Annotated in this window: 14 protein-coding genes; 1 reads left to right on the forward strand and 13 read right to left on the reverse strand. The window is 44.4% G+C overall.

Features of this window, described 5'->3' with window-relative positions:
* Window positions 1-124 precede the first annotated feature (124 nt).
* The 11 genes from JMA39_RS07945 to JMA39_RS07995 all read right to left on the reverse strand — a co-directional run bounded on the left by JMA39_RS07945 (window position 125) and on the right by JMA39_RS07995 (window position 15006).
* Complete coding sequence (locus tag JMA39_RS07945; protein ID WP_202721346.1) at window positions 125-1843, reverse strand: sodium:solute symporter family protein; 1719 nt, start codon at window positions 1841-1843, stop codon at window positions 125-127.
* Between the two features lie 29 nt (window positions 1844-1872).
* On the reverse strand, window positions 1873-2139 hold the full coding sequence (locus JMA39_RS07950) for a DUF4212 domain-containing protein (RefSeq protein ID WP_012277650.1): 267 nt from the start codon (window positions 2137-2139) through the stop codon (window positions 1873-1875).
* Between the two features lie 521 nt (window positions 2140-2660).
* Window positions 2661-3104, reverse strand: a complete 444-nt coding sequence (locus JMA39_RS07955) for a hypothetical protein (protein ID WP_202721348.1) — start codon at window positions 3102-3104, stop codon at window positions 2661-2663.
* 187 nt (window positions 3105-3291) lie between these two features.
* Window positions 3292-4185 carry a PP2C family protein-serine/threonine phosphatase gene (locus JMA39_RS07960; RefSeq protein WP_202721350.1) on the reverse strand — a complete coding sequence of 298 codons (894 nt, stop codon included), beginning with the start codon at window positions 4183-4185 and terminating at the stop codon, window positions 3292-3294.
* Between the two features lie 218 nt (window positions 4186-4403).
* Window positions 4404-5036 carry a thiol:disulfide interchange protein DsbA/DsbL gene (locus JMA39_RS07965; RefSeq protein WP_202721351.1) on the reverse strand — a complete coding sequence of 211 codons (633 nt, stop codon included), beginning with the start codon at window positions 5034-5036 and terminating at the stop codon, window positions 4404-4406.
* Between the two features lie 76 nt (window positions 5037-5112).
* On the reverse strand, window positions 5113-5967 hold the full coding sequence (locus JMA39_RS07970) for a Rossmann-fold NAD(P)-binding domain-containing protein (protein ID WP_202721352.1): 855 nt from the start codon (window positions 5965-5967) through the stop codon (window positions 5113-5115).
* Between the two features lie 103 nt (window positions 5968-6070).
* Window positions 6071-7267 carry an HD-GYP domain-containing protein gene (locus tag JMA39_RS07975; RefSeq protein ID WP_202721353.1) on the reverse strand — a complete coding sequence of 399 codons (1197 nt, stop codon included), beginning with the start codon at window positions 7265-7267 and terminating at the stop codon, window positions 6071-6073.
* A 586-nt stretch (window positions 7268-7853) separates the two neighbouring features.
* Window positions 7854-8351 (reverse strand): DUF2919 domain-containing protein, encoded by a 498-nt coding sequence (locus tag JMA39_RS07980; protein WP_202721354.1) that lies wholly within the window; start codon window positions 8349-8351, stop codon window positions 7854-7856.
* Window positions 8352-8484: 133 nt separating this feature from the next.
* Complete coding sequence (gene ligA / locus JMA39_RS07985) at window positions 8485-10491, reverse strand: NAD-dependent DNA ligase LigA (RefSeq protein WP_202721641.1); 2007 nt, start codon at window positions 10489-10491, stop codon at window positions 8485-8487.
* A gap of 88 nt (window positions 10492-10579) precedes the next feature.
* Complete coding sequence (gene zipA / locus JMA39_RS07990) at window positions 10580-11560, reverse strand: cell division protein ZipA (protein ID WP_202721355.1); 981 nt, start codon at window positions 11558-11560, stop codon at window positions 10580-10582.
* Between the two features lie 23 nt (window positions 11561-11583).
* On the reverse strand, window positions 11584-15006 hold the full coding sequence (locus tag JMA39_RS07995; RefSeq protein ID WP_202721356.1) for a chromosome segregation protein SMC: 3423 nt from the start codon (window positions 15004-15006) through the stop codon (window positions 11584-11586).
* Window positions 15007-15197: 191 nt separating this feature from the next.
* Here JMA39_RS07995 and cysZ point away from each other — a divergent pair, with 191 nt between their 5' ends.
* Entirely contained in the window at window positions 15198-15971 is a 774-nt protein-coding gene (gene cysZ / locus JMA39_RS08000; protein WP_202721357.1) for a sulfate transporter CysZ, read from the forward strand.
* 399 nt (window positions 15972-16370) lie between these two features.
* On the opposite strand, the gene JMA39_RS08005 is transcribed toward cysZ, so the two are convergent.
* Together JMA39_RS08005 and JMA39_RS08010 are read right to left on the reverse strand one after the other, a co-directional pair.
* Window positions 16371-17618, reverse strand: a complete 1248-nt coding sequence (locus JMA39_RS08005) for a GGDEF domain-containing response regulator (RefSeq protein WP_202721358.1) — start codon at window positions 17616-17618, stop codon at window positions 16371-16373.
* 194 nt (window positions 17619-17812) lie between these two features.
* Window positions 17813-19057: an RDD family protein gene (locus JMA39_RS08010; RefSeq protein WP_202721359.1), complete on the reverse strand. Its 1245-nt coding sequence runs from the start codon at window positions 19055-19057 to the stop codon at window positions 17813-17815.
* Window positions 19058-19066: the final 9 nt, after the last annotated feature.

A 19066-nucleotide genomic window follows, 5' to 3' on the forward strand; every position in this document is an offset into this window, starting at 1 on the left:
GGGTTACTTTTGATGAATGAATCCCATTGCGCTCATTATGATTATAAGCAGGCCAAATGAATCTTGAACGACTGACAACAAAAAAGAGCGCCTAAGCGCTCTTTTACATTTCTGTCGTTACTCACTAATGATCTTGCGCTTCACCCGACCCTTTAGGGAAACGAATAGACTCAACCATATCGACAACATCCTGTGGTACAGCAGCAGTTACTTTACTTACCGCAAATGCCACACCAAAGTTAATTACCATGCCTAATAGACCAATACCTTCCGGTGAAACACCGAATAACCAATTATCAGCCGTGTTAGCGCTTGGGTTTACAAACTTGAAGTAAACGATATAGGCCGCACTGAATAACAGACCTGTAACCATACCCGCAATCGCCCCCTCTTTGTTTACAGTCTTAGAGAAGATACCCATGATTATTGCAGGGAACAATGATGATGCCGCAAGGCCGAATGCAATCGCAACCACCGCTGCCACAAAACCAGGGGGATTAATACCGAAGTAACCTGCCATCACAATTCCAGCCGCCGCTGCAATACGTGCATACATCAGCTCTTTCTTATCGGAGATGTCCGGCATAAAGTTTTTCTTCAACAGATCGTGTGATACCGATGTAGAGATAACCAGCAATAGACCCGCTGACGTTGATAGTGCTGCTGCTAAACCACCCGCAGCCACCAATGCGATAACCCATGCAGGAAGATTCGCGATTTCAGGTGTCGCAAGAACCATGATATCACGGTCAATCTTCATCTCATTTTCAGGACCGTTCGCGTAATAGATAAGGCCATTATCATCCTTATCTTCCCACGTGATTAATCCTGTCTTTTCCCAGTTCTTAATCCACTCAGGAGAGTTTTCATACGGTGTACCCGTCATTTCTGGACCATTAATAGTTTCAATCATGTTTACACGAGAGAACGCAGACAGTGCTGGAATAGTGGTGTACATAATCGCGATAAAGACTAAAGCCCAACCCGCAGAGACACGTGCGTCTTTTACCTTAGGTACTGTAAAGAAACGTACGATAACGTGTGGCAGACCCGCTGTACCAAACATTAATGCACCAGTGATAAAGAACACATCAATCATGCTCTTAGAACCTTCAGTGTATTGTGCAAATCCAAGCTCGTTCGATAAGCCATCGAGCTTATCTAACAGATATTCACCTGTACCGTTACCCGCCGCATCGACTAGCTCAGCACCAAAACCAATTTGTGGAATGATATGGCCCGTCATCATCACAGAGATAAAGATAGCTGGCACCATGAATGCAAAAATAAGCACACAGTACTGTGCAACCTGGGTGTAAGTAATTCCCTTCATACCACCGAGTACGGCATAGAAGAACACCACAGCCATACCAATATAAACACCGGTATCAACATCGACTTCAAGGAATCTTGAGAATACAACACCGACACCACGCATCTGACCTGCGATATAGGTAAAACAGATAAAGATGGCACACACAACCGCCACGGTACGGGCAGCTTGTGAATAGTAACGGTCACCAATAAAGTCTGGTACCGTAAACTTACCAAATTTACGTAGATATGGTGCCATACAGAGCGCTAGCAGCACATAGCCGCCTGTCCAGCCCATTAGGTATACCGAACCGTCATAACCGACGAAAGAAACGATACCCGCTAACGAGATAAATGATGCCGCCGACATCCAATCTGCAGCCGTTGCCATGCCGTTCATTACAGGGTGAACACCGCCACCTGCAACATAAAATTCTTTAGTTGATCCGGCTCTAGACCAGATCGCGATTCCGATATATAGGGCAAAAGTAAACCCGACAATCAGATAGGTTAGTGTTTGTACATCCATCTCATGATTCCTTATTTAATGGCTTGGGCTTAATCTTCGTGAACATCGTATTTTTTATCTAATGCATTCGCCTTAGCGACGTAGACAAAAATAAGCGCCACAAACACATACATTGCACCTTGTTGTGCAAACCAGAACCCCAACTTGAACCCCATGAAATGGATCTCATTGAGCACATCTACTAATAAAATACCGCAGCCAAATGACACCGCAGCCCATATGGCTAGTAAGCCAAGTACTAGACGCAAGTTCTCACGCCAATATCCTTCTGCCTTCTCATTGCTTTCAAAACTCATAGTGACTCCCATGTGCTGATTTTTATATTAAGTCATGAGTTAATCTAACAAGCACAGAGGGAACAACAATCGCGACCTTAGTCTAACGCCAACGGCAACTTTGACAGGGTAGATATAAAAACAACGTGTTAACAAATAGTTACAAGTTGACGCCAACGTAAAGACTGAACATTTTTCAAACAAAACCTTAGACCAAGGTAGTAACGAAAAATCGCAAAAACACACTTCGCGAGGCAACATTGTGGGGAATAAACGTACAAAATGTGTTTAACAAACATGAGGCGAATGCTCTAAGAAAGCAGCATGAAACTGTTTGTCATAAAGTAAATAGAAGAGTCGTATAATTGAATAAAATGAACCTGCTGAAACTTAATTGAAATGGCTTTCAATCAACTTTCAAACAGAAAAGAGTGCGGAGTGCTGCACCTGATGTGAGCGCCACATCATAAGGCAATTTTAAATGGATTATACAGGAAGGGGGATCCTAGTTAGGTATATGGCTACACCTAACAATACCAATATCAATCAGTTCTCAAATACTGATCGTTAGCAGTAGTTTTGATGGCTTTATGTTCACAAGGTTGGTATTTACCCAGTAAGAAATATGATGCCATTAAATAGCTGAGCTCAACAGGAATAAGTATCATATAACCTGTCAGTGTTAATAGCTCATCATTGACCGTCTCTATGAACATTATTTGAGCGAAAATTAACACTGAAATATATAAAACGATTAACTTACGATTCGATAAAAAAGTCGCTAACCCTATAAACCAATACAACAGCATATAAAGTTCAATATCATTTGACCAAAAGCCATAACTGACATAATCACCCGCCATAAACGATGGCCCCAAAGGCATTAAAGCGCCGTAAGCAGCGGTATTGCCAGCATCAGCACTAAGAGTAAAACTCAATAGAATCCAAAATCCTAGCAACAACAGTTTCTTTAAAAATAACTTCATGCTTTTCATTCACATCAAAGACGCTAGTCACATTAACCTAATAACAATCTCAGAAGCTAAAACTAGGAAAACCGAATACTAGACAAACTAATACCAGATAAAGCTATAGTTAGGCCACCACCGAAATGAACAAGCTCTTCATTGTGAGCAGCCTAAGCGAAAGACTTTTAGCCACTTTTGGCTATTGTTAACCATTACCAGCTGGGACTATCGCTCCGACAAATTGAATCTCGCCATACGAGTCCCAAAGCTTAACCGTACCAACCGGTAGTGAGGATTTTTCTGGCTCAGCAAAAATATTGAGCAGATCATTTGCAATAAAAATAGAGGTATTGTCATAGCCACCACACCATTTCGACACTTGAATGAGTCTGCTACACAGCTCAGATGCAGATAACTTCTGATTGAGTATTTGCTTAAAGGTATTGGCTTCTATGTAATGGGCGCCATCAGAGGTCAAAATGAATCGCTTGATGTTGCGGAACTTTGGTAACTTTACGATCTGTGCTTTTAGATCGGGCCCAACACCAACATATTGTAATAAGCCTTTACTCAATTGCACGCCTGCTGCATCCGCGTTTTGTCCAGCAAACGTATCATCGATAGAGTACTGTTTTATACCATGAGCAAAATTTGCATATATCCGGCTGTCACCAACATTGACGGCTTCAAATTGTCCATCGCTATCGTAAAGAAAAGCCGATAAGGTCGCGCCCCCATTACTGTTATATATGGAGTAAACATCGGCGTTCGCCTCTTCAACAGCCTTTATTAACCGCTCCGCCACAGGCAGTTCTAGATTGTTGACGCAACTAGTTATAAATGAAGCGATACTCAGGCTGGCACAATTAGCGCCAGATGCCATTCCGCCCATACCATCGCACAAAATCCCGATGATGAAAGAACTAGAAGCCGTGACTTGTACCTGTACGCAAACCACTCGGTCTTGATTTTCAGGCCTAATGTTGCCGATATCGCAGCCCATTGCTATTGAAGATTCAAATAATCCCCTAACTGCGCCATTTTCAACTGTCCGAGATAACCATAGCTGAATATGTTCTTTTATAACGTCTTGTTGCATAGCATTCTCATTCAATAAAACTCATGCTGAGTCCAATGCAGTCAATATAACGTAACAGTCCATTATATGATATATCAATACCAGTTCACCGCTCTACTCACTGAGTAACGACTACGATGAAATGACACCATCGAAATCTAACAAAAAGCCCACATTCAAGTGGGCTATTTAATTGATACTAAACCTAAGCTGCTTTCATCTAAACTATTTCATATGCGTTACTTAGATTGTTCAAGCGAGTTTAAGTAACGCACAAGTTCGGCAAGCTCTGCGGGTGTCTTTCCTTGCTCCTTAATGAGGTATTGCCCATTAACCACAAGTGATGGCACGCCGCGAATTTCGGCAAGCTGCGCTTGGGTGTCATAGTTCATTAAGGCAAGTTTTGCATCTGTGGAGTTCATCGCAGCTTCAACCTCTTTAGCATTAAGCCCCTGCCCCACAAAAAAGTCTCTCAGTTGATCGGGACGAGTAAAGGCATTCCCCTTTTCATGAATACGCGTGAAAATATTACCGTGCACCTGCTTAGTCAGATTAAACTTTTGCGCAAGATAGTAAGCTTCTTGACTTAAAATCCAACTAGACCGTCCTGCACCTACAGGGGTTCGCTCAAACTGAATATCACCTTCTAAGAGGTGAGCCGCTTGCTCAAAGAAAGGGTCTTGGCGGTAGCAATAACTGCAGTTGTAGGAGAAAAACTCTCTCACTACAGGTTTGTTACTCTCTGGGATCCCGGCAATTTTGACGTAATCGACGCCCTCTTTATATTGCGCAGCCCAAACACTGTGCATAGGCAGCATTAATACTGCAAACAAAATAGCAATGCGACTTAATGATTGTTTGAAAAGCTTCATATCGATCCTTACTTTGGCAAAATTAATGCGATTTACTCATCAGTAGTTGAGCTAAAAATAACACTCGATGATAGGGTTAACAAGCTAACAGCATATCGATAGGATTGCTAAATTGATACTCGAAATTAAGCTCTGAACACAGCCTTTCACTGCAGATCTGCTTGCCGGTAACGCGTGTGTCTTCAGCGCTAGGCTCTGTCACCTGTTCACTTTCTGAAAATTGTGGCTCGACTAAACCTAACTCTCTCGCGGCTTGGCTATAAAAGGCCTGGCGTGTAGGGTGTAGCGGTGCACAAACATTATAAACACCACGAGATGTCTGATTAAATAATAGTGTGGAGACCGCAAGGATACAGTCATTGAGATGGACCAGATTGACCGCTGCGCTAGCATCTAATAAACCCGTTTTGCCTGCGAGGAATCGTCCAGGGTGCCTTTGCGGTCCAACAAGCCCTGCAAAACGGACAGTAACGCTATTATCTAGCTCGGAGAACAGGGCTTCGGCTTGCAATAACTTGGTACTTATCTCAGAGTGAGCACAGGCATCTTGTTCACTAAGCACTTTATCCACTTGAGGGTAAACACCCGTGGTACTGACGAAGATAACCTTCTTATAGTTTTTTGCGTCAATCAGCTGTTTTAGCTTGGCGAGGCGCAGTAAATAGGCATCGGGATCTTTACGTAGCCCGGGGGGAATATTGATCACTAAGCAATCTGCCGATAAAGCACGTGCTATATCGGTGCGTTCCTGTGCGAGCATTGCATCATCGTCCAGATCTAACCTAAAACCATTAATCCCAAGTTTCTGTAAGGATAGTACTTCTGTTTGCAGCCGTTTGCTGCCAAATACCTTCACTCCACCTGCTACAAGCGCTTTCGCCAAGGGTAAACCGAACCAGCCACAACCAACAATACAGACAGATTTAATCATGCTTTTATTCTTTCGCTCATTAATTTAATGATATTCGTATGTAGCATAGTGAAGTGCATCTAACTGGAAGTAAACTCGAGTTTCTAGCTTATTTATGAATTACCTACAAACTACTAAAGTAAAAGCTGACAGTTGATTTACCATCTAGGGTTTTAAGCGCCGAAGATGATAGCTCATCAGGCTTAAGTACTCCGATTATATCTTCAGACTCTTCAGCCAAAAATCGTAATCTTGCATTTTGGCCGTCAAGGGTACAACTCCACACTATTGGCTTTTGAACCTGTGAAGTGGTCACCATGACCTTAGCCACGTCACCATCACTCAGCTGCACCATAGTCCCTGGAGGATAGATCCCTAATACTTTAACTAAAGTAGAGATCAACTCAGCCTCATGTTTACCGGCTCGGTTCTTAAATAAGTAACCCAATGCCACCTGCGGAGAGCGCCCTTCGCCACCTCTAAGCAGGCGTTCGAAGTCATTAACTAAACTGACGACTTGAGTGGTGAGCGCTATCTGCTTACCTTTTAGCCCATGAGGATAGCCACTACCATCGACCCACTCATGGTGATGGAGCACAATATCTAAGGCCTCATTAGAGAACAGCCCTAACTTCTCGAGCATGTCATAGCCAAAGTTTGGATGCATATTTAAAAAATTAACTTCGTGGTCTGACAGGTTATTTTTCTTACGCCTAATGACATCAGGTACCTTCAGCTTACCAATATCATGAAATAGTGAGCCCATGGCGATATCACGTAACTGTGAATGGTTCAGTGAAAGAGCTTGCCCTATCATCATTGATAACACGGCAATCGATACACCATGTTGATTAACGGAGATATCTTCACCGGGATTGACCAGTGCCAAATGGGGAGAGTCTGTTTCCTTTAGATGATCCATCAACTCTTCGACTAGGGTCGCGGCGCTGCGATAAGCACCTTGTGGATCGGCACCAAGCTTTGAAAATGTCGCCCGACAATCACTGGCACCTTTGGTAAACCTTTGTTGACCTAATCTAATCGATTTTCTGACTAAGACCTTAGCATCTTCTGCTAACTGCTCTGGCGTTGGTGGGCTCTCTTCAACTTCAGCAACAACTTCATCAGTTAATAACTCCCTACCGCCAAGCAAAGTAACGTAAGACACATTTAAGGTCTTAATTAACTCTATATGAGCAGGTTTTTCTATCTCTATTTGATTAAATAGAAAAGGATGATCCGTCCATGAAAGTGGTAACTTCACTGTCATACCCACTTTCAACTCTGACAAAGGTATTTGCAACTCTGCCGCCTTTGACATCTATGTCACTCCAAGATTAACTTTTAAGCTTATCGTTTATTGCTAACCAGTTAGCCACACGTGCTTCCTACACTCTTGTGTTACAAACGTACTCTTCTTGTCAGTAAATCTGTCGACACTTGTGACCGGTTAAATAACGGTCTACTCGGCCATAAAGCCAATATCCATAAAGGGTAAGTAGACTAACCAATAGCGTCAATTTTATGACAAAAGAGAAAAAATGACACGCTTAAATGCAAAACAAGCCATGAAAGCTATCTATACGGTTTCAATATAGTCGATATAGAATAAGTTATTCCCTATTTGTCTCTTTTTTAAGCCAAATAAATACACACCAAGATTGCATACAATATTCAACCATTCTATACTGAAACTGTTTCTTAAGATCGGTCGCCCCGAAGAAGATGATGTTTAGGAAGCAATACTGTCAATTGTCCTTTAACAAGGTTAGATCATAATCGCAGTATGATTATTGTTTAGCTTTAAAAGGTTTTTATCGTAAAGCTATGGATCACAAATACAGAGTGACTCTCTGAATTAAGATTCTTTTGACGCTGCTTGCAGCGTCTTTTTTTACTCTTTTTTCTTACTTTCTTACTTTCTTACTTTCTTTCTTACAGTCGTTTTCTTTCCAATCGCTAAAGTACAGTTTCAAGCGCTTAGATTTATAGAGATATAAGCTACTCCAAAATAGCAGCAGTGCATCCAAGCCTATACTCCAGCTATACATGTAATAGGAGTGTAAAACTCGCTGAAGCAGCAAACCACCATCGATGATCAGCAGCAACACCAATAACCACTTCATATAAGGAAAGAGTGGACGCACCCAATTAGGTGAGCGTTTTCTCTCAGCAATAACGACGCCATAAACGATTAACGCGCCAAACCCCGCCGCCAATGCCATCAAGAAATCAGCCTTGTGTGGGTAAAAAAGTTCAACCAAAGCGGCTCTATCACTTGCCTGAGTCAATGACGCCACAAATACACACCAGCCTCGTGCAATAAACACCAGCAACAGATAGAGCATTAACGGCGGCTTTACATGACCTTTATCGTCAAGCCAGGTGATATGACTAAAATTCAAATGCTTTCCTTTGGTTAATTTGGCTAACTCATTTTGGTAAACCATATTTGAGATAAACTAGATATGGCGACAATTTAATGATTTTCAAGCATTAAAAAAGCTCCATAAGGAGCTTTTTTAATCTAATCGAGCATTATGAGAGAATGGCTATCAAGGCTTCTTCATCAATAACCTTTACCCCAAGCTCTTGCGCCTTAGTCAATTTAGAGCCTGCGGCTGCACCAGCAACGAGACAATCGGTATTTTTAGAGACACTCCCCGCCACTTTTGCCCCTAACGCCTGCAGTTTTGCTTTGGCATCGTTGCGATTAAGTTGGGTTAAGGTGCCAGTTAATACCCAAGTTTGCCCTTTTAGCGACAGGTCTTCGTCGGCGACTTCTTCAATTGCCGGCCAATGTATGCCTGCTTCGATAAGCTTATCGATCACCTCAAGGTTATGAGGCTGTGCAAAGAAGTGCGCCAAATGGGCCGCTACAATAGTACCGACGTCATCGACTTTAATAAACTGTTCCTCTTTAGCCACTTTCAGTGCATCTAAAGTTTTAAAGTACGCAGCAAGGTTTGCAGCCGTTGCCTCACCCACTTCACGAATACCAAGGGCATAAAGGAAACGCGCAAATGTGGTCTGCTTCGCCACTTCGATAGCGGCCACCAATTTAGTGGCCGACTTCATTCCCATGCGCTCTAACATGGTCATGGCTGATGCCGTCAGCTTAAACAGATCGGCAGGACTTTCCACCAACTCTTTATCGATAAGCTGCTCAACAACCTTGTCACCCATACCATCAATATCCAGCGCCTTACGTGAAGCAAAGTGTTTAATGGCTTCTTTTCGCTGGGCTTCACAGAATAAGCCACCAGTACAGCGTGCCACGGCTTCGCCTTCGACGCGCTCAACTTCGCTGTCGCACACAGGGCAAAGCGCAGGGAAAGTGATCTCTTTAGCATCGCCTGGGCGTTTTTCTGCTACCACGGCAACAATCTGCGGGATCACATCACCAGCGCGGCGAATAATAATGGTGTCACCAATCTTAACGCCGAGTCGCGCGATTTCATCGGCATTATGTAGCGTCGCATTCGATACCGTCACACCGCCAACAAATACAGGCTTGAGTCTCGCGACTGGGGTCACGGCGCCTGTGCGACCCACTTGAAAATCGACGCCCTCAAGTAAAGTCATCTCTTCTTGAGCCGGGAACTTAAACGCGGTCGCCCAGCGAGGCGCTTTTGCTACAAAACCTAAGCTGAGTTGGTGGGCTATCTGATTAACCTTCACCACCACACCGTCGATTTCAAACTCAAGACTGCTACGGCGCTGCTGAATGTCATTGTAATAAGCCATTACCTCAGCAACCGACCCGCACACCTTAACCTCTTGGCTTACTGGCACGCCCCATGAGCGCAGCTGCTCAAGCTGACCGTAGTGACTGTCAGCAAGCTCCCATGTTTCAGGCTCCACTACACCAAGCGCGTAGGCATAGAAACCAAGAGCGCGACTGGCAGTGATCTTACTGTCTAACTGACGTAGGCTACCAGCAGCGGCATTACGGGGATTAACAAACAGCTTTTCACCTTTAGATCTAGCCCGTTCGTTAAGTGCATCGAATGCTTTATGAGGCATAATCACCTCACCACGCACCTCAACCAATGGCGGAAAATTATCACCACGTAACTTAAGCGGAATCGATTTAATGGTGCGCACGTTCTCGGTGATATCTTCACCTGTCTGGCCATCACCACGGGTGGCAGCGCGTTCAAACACGCCATCACGATAAACAATACTCACCGCGAGTCCATCTAATTTAGGCTCACAGCAGTAGCTTAAATCTTTACCAGTCTTATCGATGATGCGTTGATTAAATGCAGTAAACTCCTGCTCATCAAACACGTTATCTAAGCTCAGCATCGGCTTTAAGTGCTTAATTTGTTCGAACTTTGCAAGTGCTTCACCACCCACTCTTTGGGTAGGAGAGTCCGCTAGGCAAAATTCTGGGTGCAGTCTCTCTAGCTCTTTAAGCCTTTTCAATAAACGATCGTATTCGGCGTCAGGAATTGAAGGGCTATCGTCAACGTAATAGCGATAGTTATGTTGATTAAGTTCAGCAGTTAGCTGAGCAATTTCATTTTGAACATCTTGCATCATAATACCCGAATAATAACAAAGGCCGCTGCTGCGGCCTTTAAAATGTGTTTACGTATCAAAGCTTAGGCGATGATGTAGGCTCAATCTAAGCGCAAGCCAGCGTTCTGATCCGCTGAATATAGCTTTGCTTAGTACTTTCTAGCCACTCACCTCGGCCGCCATCAAGAACCACGCCACCTAAGTCATCGGCGATCTGATGGGCTGAATTAAGCATGATAGAGAAATTCATTAACGCGTCGCCATAACAAGGCAATGTCATAAATAACACCACACCTTGAGTGCTGAATTGCTCCATGTTGTCGGGATCAAATACGCCCGGCTTAACCATGTTCGCCATCGAGAATAATACCTTACCGGTACCGGCATTATCTTCATGACGGTGGAAAATATTCATATCACCAAACTTAAAGTTAAGCGTCAGCAAACAAGGTAAAAGTTCTGCGCCGCTGAGCTCTTCGCCCTCTTTCGCGACCACATGCAGTACTAATACATCTTGTGGCTCACCTAACTCTTCAACTTGTGCCTGTTTCGACTCTGAAATAGGTTCTGGCTTTGTTTCAACTATTTCTTGCTCTACAGCCTCTTGTTCAATAACCTTTGGTGCTGCCTCAAAGACAGGCTCAGTAATCTTTGGCTTTGCGATTTCAGGCTCAGTGAACACCGGCTCTTCTGTAGCAAACAGTGACTCTTGAATTGGCGCCTCTGCAGTTAATACGGGCTCTTGAGTCATTAGAGAAGGCTCAACACGCGTCTTCGTTACTTTAGGTGCCGGAGTGTCACTTAACTCAAACGAATCAGCCCTAGTACCATTAAACTGAGACTCTTGCTGATGCTCATCAACCGTTTCAGCTTCACTTTCAAACCCACTATTTTTAACAACTCGAACCTCGCCGATACCATCGTTATCGAAACCATCAGCATCGCGACGCTCACGGCTAATATCGGCCATGGGGCTTTGCTTATATCCCTTAGGTTGCTGTTTTCTAATGGACCAAAATCCGTGTACAAGTACGGCGATAATGGCTATCACACCGATAAGAAGCAATACCAGTTGAAAATTTTCCATTGGTTACCCTGTATTTCTTATGTTCATCCTGCGTCGGCTAATGCCACCGCTTCATCTATGTCAACTGCCACAATGCGCGAAACACCGGGCTCATGCATAGTCACACCGATAAGTTGATCGGCCAATTCCATGGTGATCTTGTTGTGACTAATATATATAAATTGAACGCTTTGGGACATCTCTTTTACCAAACGACAAAAACGTTCGACATTGGCATCATCCAAAGGCGCATCGACTTCATCCAACATACAAAATGGTGCTGGATTTAACCTAAAAATTGCAAATACCAATGATAAAGCGGTTAATGCCTTTTCTCCACCAGAAAGTAGGTGAATCGTACTATTCTTCTTACCCGGCGGCCTCGCCATAATGCTAACGCCAGTTTCTAAAAGGTCGTCATCGGTCAGGGCCAAGTAAGCACTGCCACCACCAAAGACCTTAGGAAACAATATACCGAGATCGGCATTAACTTTATCAAACGTATCTTTAAAGCGACTCTTTGTCTCTTTATCAATCTTACGAATCGCTTCTTCTAAGCTCGAAAGCGCGGCGTTCAGATCCTCATCTTGGCTATCTAAATATAACTTGCGCTGGTTTTGAAGATCAAACTCCTCAATCGCGGCTAAGTTAATTGCACCAAGGTGCTCGATCTGTGCACGTAATCGCTCTAGCTCCTTTTGACGCCAAACCAAGGTCTTATTTTCATCTAACGATAATAATACCTGTTTAACATCAACATTTTGCTCAATAAGCAATCGTTGCTGACTGTCAATTTGACCTTTTAATCCTTCACGGCGTAACTTTAACGTGCCTGTGGATTGAGTCAAGCCCTCTAAACTCGCAAGCTGTTGTTTTTTATTCGTTCCTGCACTATCGCACAGTTCTTGAAGCTCTGCTTGCTGCAGCCTTAACGCCGTCAAGGCATCTTGCTTAATCTGCTGAGCTTGCAAGGCTTGGTCTAACTGCGCCTTAAGAGGTTGCGACTCCCCTTCTTGCTGTTCACTGTCTTTAAGTTCTAACTGCTGCTTAAGCACAGCTTCACTTTGCTCAAGTTCTTGCAATCGCTGCTGATGCTGATTAACTTGCTGCTCAATCAGCATCATCTGAGTATGCAAGTTTTGCTCGCTCGCCGATGCTTGCGTCATCTTAGCGTCTAGCTGTTGTCGAAGCGGTTTAAGCTTAGCAACCTTATCCAGCGCCTGCGCTTTTTGCACTTGACCATCGGCTTTGGCGAGTTGCGCTTTTTCAAGAGTATCACTCAGCTGCTGATGCTGTCGCACTCGCTTCTCAACGCTTAACTGCAACGCCTGCAGCTCTTGCTTAGCCTCGAGTAAGTCATGCTCAGCCTTGGCCAATCTAGAGGCAGTCTGCGCCACCGATTGTTGCTGGGATTGCAGCTGGGACTTTAAACTTGCCAACTCAATCTGTTGAGTTTGAATAAATTGCTGCTTTTGCTGGATCTGGCTGACAAGCGGCGCCATGGCCTGCTTCAGCTGAGTCAGTGACTCACTCAGCGTCTCTAGATCAGAGCGGCTCGTCATGACGCTTTGCTGCAGTTCTAGCTGCTCATTTTTAAGCTCAACAATCGAGCCCGCAGCCTGAGTCTTTTCGATAACAAAGTCGACGCCGACGAGGTATCCATCGGCAGTAGCGATTAACTGATTCTGTTTCAAGGAGCCTCTTTGGCCAATAGCCTGCTCTTTGGTTTCGAGCCAAGTCACATGCTGCAGCCAAGGTGCGAGGTTCACTGGCGCCTTAATCACGCTAAGTTCTGTAACGCCAGACTCAAAGCCGAGTTGCTCAGAACAGCTATCGACATCAGCTTCAGTCAATACCCGAGTATTTAACAGTCCTGATAGCAGCATATCTACTGAGGTTTCCCAGCCTGGAGTGACCTCTATCACTTGCCATAGCTCTTCAGTATCGCCCGCTTTATCGGCTGGCAATAACTGAGTCACAACCGATAAGCGCCCTTGCTCATCGGCGAGTTTGACCTTAAGGCTATCTTGCTTCGCCAATAACTCCTGCTCAGTGAGTTGCTTGGTTTGCTGCTGATAATTGAGTTCATCAAGCACCTCTTGCTCTTGCTCAATCACCAAGGAAAGCTCGCTGACCTGTGAAGCAAAATCGTGAGCATTAATCTTTTCAAGCTCTGCGGAGGTCGAAACAACTTGCTCCTCTAAACGCTCCACCAGCCTCTGCTTATTACCAATATCAGATTCATTATGGCTAAGCTGATTACGGTTCATCTCAAACGCGTGGTGCGCTTGGCTATAAGCATCATTCAATCCATGCAATTGCTCACTTAGCTGTTCGAGTTGCTCATTGGCGAGTGACAGCTCAGCGTCATGGGCCGTCAACTGTTGACGGATTAGCGTCGCGTCGGGCACCGCAAGCGCTTGCTGCTCCGTTAGCAGCGCTTGCTTGGCTTTAACATCGGTTAATCGAGCACGATAGAGACTTATCTGTTCAGCATTTTCCTGCAAACGCAGAGTCAGGCTTTCGTCTTGTTGCTGACGATGCTTAAGCGACTGCTCAAGCTTAGCAATATGAGTCTTGGTCAGATAAAAATCTTCAACTTGATGAGCTTCTTGAGTCTCTAGCTCACTTAACTTCAAACCAAGCTCTGTCAGGCTTAATTCGACCGTCTGCTTCTTAGCCAACAACTCAGTTTGTTGCAGCTCGAGTTTACTTAGCTGTTCATCAATTTTGGCTATTTGCTGCTGTAGTTCGGCAAAACGTGACACCGACAACTCGGCATCATATTTACGCTCGGCTTGCTTAAGCTCACGATATTTGCGCGCCGTTTCGGCTTGCTCGGCAAGCTTGTCGAGCTGCTTGGTCAATTCGGAACGAATGTCACCGAGTCTGGCCAAGTTTTCCCGCGTGTGTCGAATTCGGTTTTCTGTTTCGCGGCGGCGCTCTTTATAACGTGAGATCCCTGCGGCTTCTTCGATGAATACCCGCAACTCTTGAGGTTTTGACTCAATAAGTCTTGAAATCGTACCCTGCTCAATAATCGCGTAACTGCGAGGCCCAAGACCAGTGCCCATAAACAGGTCAGTAATATCTTTACGACGGCACTTTTGATTATTGAGAAAATAGCTTGAGTCACCGTCACGGCTAACTTGCCGCTTAACGGCGATCTCTTGATAACTGGAATACTGACCAGCTAGGCGGCCATCTTGGTTATCAAATAACAACTCAACACTGGCAACGGATACTGGCCGTCTTGCCGTTGAGCCATTAAAGATGACATCGGCCATAGAGTCACCACGCAAGTGTTTGGCCGAGCTTTCCCCCAACACCCAGCGCACGGCATCGATCACATTCGATTTTCCGCAACCATTTGGCCCGATAATGGCGCTTAGGGGATTAAGTAAAGGGATTTTAGTTGGATCGACGAATGACTTGAATCCGGCAAGTTTAATCTGTTTAAGTCTCATTGTGCCGTGTAGTCATTTCCTCGCTAGGTAAATAGCGACTGAGTTTTGGGGATTATTTAGTGACTAACTTTACCAAAGCTCGCTGTATTTTGTAACGCTTTTATCGTGTATTAAGCGCTTTTAACTTGTGATTAAATACCGACTGACTCACAATCGTACTAATGCGCAATTTTAATAACCTACATCTCTCTATGAATAAAACCAAACAAGTACAAAAAAAAAGCGGCGTTAATTATTTTCTTGATGGATTCAGCCTCATCAAACAGCCTGGGCTAAGAAGGTTCGTCTTTATCCCGCTTTCAATCAACTTACTGTTATTTTCGGGTCTTATCTATTTTGCCATTGGCCAACTAGAAAATGTGTTTGCCTGGCTATCGACGCAACTACCAGATTATTTAAGCTGGCTTAACTTTATCCTCTGGCCTCTGGCAGTCCTTACGCTGCTGGTTGTGCTGTCTTTTATCTTTAGCTCGGTCATGAACTGGCTCGCCGCCCCCTTTAATGGTTTGCTGGCCGAAAAAGTTGAGCAACAACTCACTGGCAAGCCGCTCAATACTGGCGGTGGCATCGACCTCATTAAAGATCTACCGCGGATCATGGGCCGAGAGTGGATGAAGCTTAAATACTATCTGCCAAGAGCCATCGTGTTTTTACTGCTGTTTTGGATCCCCTTTATCGGGCAAACCATAGCACCGGTATTATGGTTCCTCTTTAGTGCTTGGATGATGGCGATTCAGTACTGCGATTATCCATTTGATAACCACAAAGTCCCGTTTCAAGATATGAAGTTTGCTCTGAATCAAACCAAGGGCAGTAGCTTTAGTTTTGGCGCCGCGGTCACCTTGTTCTCAATGATCCCAATTCTAAACTTCGTGGTGATGCCTGTAGCGATTTGTGGCGCAACCGCCATGTGGGTCGATAAGTACCGCACCGCCTATAAGAACGATGCGATAGCACCTGAGTAAGTCTAGCTATCATCTGATTTCAATTAAAAAGCCATGTCTCGACATGGCTTTTTTGTTATAGCGCGACCGATGCCGTTATCACGAGTCGCCTAGGACATCGAATGCGCCCCTGTTTTGAATAAGTACTACACGCAAAACAAGTACTTTCAACAACGAGGCTGTGAGTTCCTCTACGGCTAAAAACTCAAATCCAGAGCGTATTCTATCTTGGTTACTCTGATGGTATAAAAGCCTATGACACCATAGACTTATTAGTGAAGACTGAAGAAAACGACTTTATGGAGGTCAGCGACGCTTAGCTGCTTTATTGACTAATCTAATGCAACGAGTCAATTCATGCATAAAGACAAAAGCAGCCACTGGGCTGCTTTTAATTTCTCGTTTTGGCACGAAATCAAGTTAACTCTCTACGATACAGACTAAGTTACGTCCGCCGTCCTTTGCCTCATACAGTCCTTGATCCGCACGATTTAATAGCTCATCGATAGTTTCACTGTGAGTAAACTCTGCAACGCCACTGCTTACGCTAATATTTAATGATCCCTTTGATGTTTCGAAAGGGGTTAATTCCAGCTGCATCCTGAATCTGTCTAACAGTACGTAGGCCTTTTCGACATTAAGGCCTTTAAACCCAACCACAAACTCTTCACCACCAATACGGGCAACCGTAAAGTGTGCAGAGAATGATTGCTGTAATCGGTTAGCAAACTCAATCAATACCTCATCCCCCACATCATGACCATAGGTGTCGTTTACTTTCTTGAAAAAGTCGATATCCAGCAGCGCCAGTGACAATGAGCCCTGTTTCTGAGTAATGACTGGCAGCTTTTCTTCATATAAATTAAAGAAGTAACGTCGGTTAAAGACATTAGTTAGATAATCTAGATTTGCCTGCTCCCAAAGTCGTGTCACCATATCCAGTGCATCTAAGGTGTTTAGCACTCGACAGTGGAACTCTTCATGAACAAATGGCTTCTGTAGAAAGTCGTTAGCCCCATTTTTGATAAAGCGTGCAGAGAGGCTTTCATCGCTGTCACTCGAGAGCCCGATAATGGCCAACTCTTCACGACTAAAGCGCTCACGAACTTTAATAATCAGCTCAAACCCATCGAGCCCAGGCATATTGTAATCGGTGATCAGTAATTTGATATCGGGGTTATCGTTAAGAGTTGATAATGCTGAGATACCATCGTCAGCCTCGATGACTTGAAAAAGGTGTTGTTCCAGTAGGCTACGGATAAATTTGCGGCTCACCAGTGAATCATCGGCAACCAGCACCTTTACGCTTTGATTACGGCATAACCTCTTAACCAGCTTGGCTGTATATTCATAGCTAAAACGGTTTTCTTTAAAAACGTAATCCACAATGCCAAGCTGCAGTAAGCGCTCACGCTGCTCAGCATCCCAACTCCCCGTTAATACGATGCAGGGGATCTGTTTTGCCAGCACAAACTTAACGATCTCCCCTTCTTGAGCATCGGGTAAGTTTAAGTCTGTGATTGCGACAAAATATTCGTTTTGTGCTAACAACTGCTTTGCACTTGCCATATCTGGCGCGACATCCACCTCACAACATAGCTCTTGAGTAAGCAAGTGACGCATCACCCGAGAAACTACTTGGCTATCTTCAACCACTAAAATTCGCAACCCGCTCTCCTTCGCCCTTGTTTATTTTACATTTAGCCAGTAAGTCTTTCGCTAAGCCCTGAATAAACAATATTCTGCTTAATTAGCTAAATACATATGATAAAAAGGGAAATATAACCCTGTCGCATAATTTTCCTATGCGCTTCTTATAGCGGCAGCTTAACGCCTGTTGAGAAAAAGCGGTAGCGTAAATGTCAATTATTTGAGCTTGTTTCAATGACCAAATTAACAGGATTCTCATCAACCGGAGCATGTTCCTGCGCCGCTTCATGCTTGGTCTTGCGCACATCTATCACCACAGTTGCAGAGATCTTATCTTGTATTGCCTGCCTGTTAGCATCCCAGTAAATCTGAAAGAAGCCTAATAAACCAGTGGTAAAGCCTGCCGCATAACCACCATATCGACCAAACGCATCCCAAAGAGAGATTTTAGTGCCGTCGAGTTGAATAACGCGGATCCCAAATAACTTTTTACCTAAGGTTTGCCCATCGAACCAAGCGGTAAACACGGTAAAATAGAAGGCAGCCCAACCAAAGCCTAAGCCGAGATCATTAAGCAAGCCTTTTATCCATGCCAGTGGGCTGGTTGTCTCTTCACTGTTATCAATGAGCTTGTTCTCTTGTGCAGCCCTCGTTTCTTCAATTTCTTGATCCAATTTAGCCGCCCTTTGTTCAAGCTCTTGTACACGCGCTTTCCATTCAGAAACTGTTGGGCTAGTACTTTGCTCTAAGCCGACTCCGCCACTTAACTTAAGCGGCTGCTTGTTTGTATGCGTATTTGTATCCGATGCTGGTTCTGTGCTTGTTTCAGCCAAATCTTCAACGGATGGCTCTACCGCTGCGATATATAGTTGCTGCTTCTCAGCTGAAGTTAATGGCAACTCAGTAACTAATTCATTAATAATATTGTTCTGCTTTTCAGTATTCAGGCTCGAGCGAGATAACGCCGCTTTCACCTCGGCAATACTCTCCTGTGCACAAGTAAAGTCTTCACATTGGCTGGCAACGATCACTGCAGGAACATAGCCCACCATCTCAGTCAAGTTAGCTAAAGCATTATCGCTATCTATAGGCTTGACTATGATGCCATTCGTATCCAAACCACTGCCTTGAGGAGTCTTGACTGTCACATCGCTAAAATAGCCTACCAGCGCCGAGATCAGGACAACGAGCATCAGTAGGTACAAACCCCACTTAAACAATCTCCCCACAGCTTTACTCTGCTTCTGTACCAATAGGGTACCCAACACCAGCAAGATAAAGATCCAACCTGCACTCTCGGCTAGAACTGCAACCAATAAACCATCAATCAACATCGCCAAGCCTCTTTTGACTGGGCTGGCTAACGGTAGATATAAAATATTTGGCGCGACATCGAAAGCAAAAGGCGTGACCCAAGTTTTAGGATCATCATGCTTAGTTATCTGTTGCTGGTTCATCAAGCGTCC

Source organism: Shewanella schlegeliana (genome assembly GCF_016765635.1).
GTDB classification, from domain to species: domain Bacteria; phylum Pseudomonadota; class Gammaproteobacteria; order Enterobacterales; family Shewanellaceae; genus Shewanella; species Shewanella schlegeliana.

Coding starts and splice junctions, on each gene's coding strand:
- JMA39_RS07945 (WP_202721346.1), bottom strand. CDS start 1,843: ATGGATGTACAAACACTAACCTATCTGATTGTCGGGTTTACTTTTGCC.
- JMA39_RS07950 (WP_012277650.1), bottom strand. CDS start 2,139: ATGAGTTTTGAAAGCAATGAGAAGGCAGAAGGATATTGGCGTGAGAAC.
- JMA39_RS07955 (WP_202721348.1), bottom strand. CDS start 3,104: ATGAAGTTATTTTTAAAGAAACTGTTGTTGCTAGGATTTTGGATTCTA.
- JMA39_RS07960 (WP_202721350.1), bottom strand. CDS start 4,185: ATGCAACAAGACGTTATAAAAGAACATATTCAGCTATGGTTATCTCGG.
- JMA39_RS07965 (WP_202721351.1), bottom strand. CDS start 5,036: ATGAAGCTTTTCAAACAATCATTAAGTCGCATTGCTATTTTGTTTGCA.
- JMA39_RS07970 (WP_202721352.1), bottom strand. CDS start 5,967: ATGATTAAATCTGTCTGTATTGTTGGTTGTGGCTGGTTCGGTTTACCC.
- JMA39_RS07975 (WP_202721353.1), bottom strand. CDS start 7,267: ATGTCAAAGGCGGCAGAGTTGCAAATACCTTTGTCAGAGTTGAAAGTG.
- ligA (WP_202721641.1), bottom strand. CDS start 10,491: ATGCAAGATGTTCAAAATGAAATTGCTCAGCTAACTGCTGAACTTAAT.
- zipA (WP_202721355.1), bottom strand. CDS start 11,560: ATGGAAAATTTTCAACTGGTATTGCTTCTTATCGGTGTGATAGCCATT.
- JMA39_RS07995 (WP_202721356.1), bottom strand. CDS start 15,006: ATGAGACTTAAACAGATTAAACTTGCCGGATTCAAGTCATTCGTCGAT.
- cysZ (WP_202721357.1), top strand. CDS start 15,198: ATGAATAAAACCAAACAAGTACAAAAAAAAAGCGGCGTTAATTATTTT.
- JMA39_RS08010 (WP_202721359.1), bottom strand. CDS start 19,057: ATGAACCAGCAACAGATAACTAAGCATGATGATCCTAAAACTTGGGTC.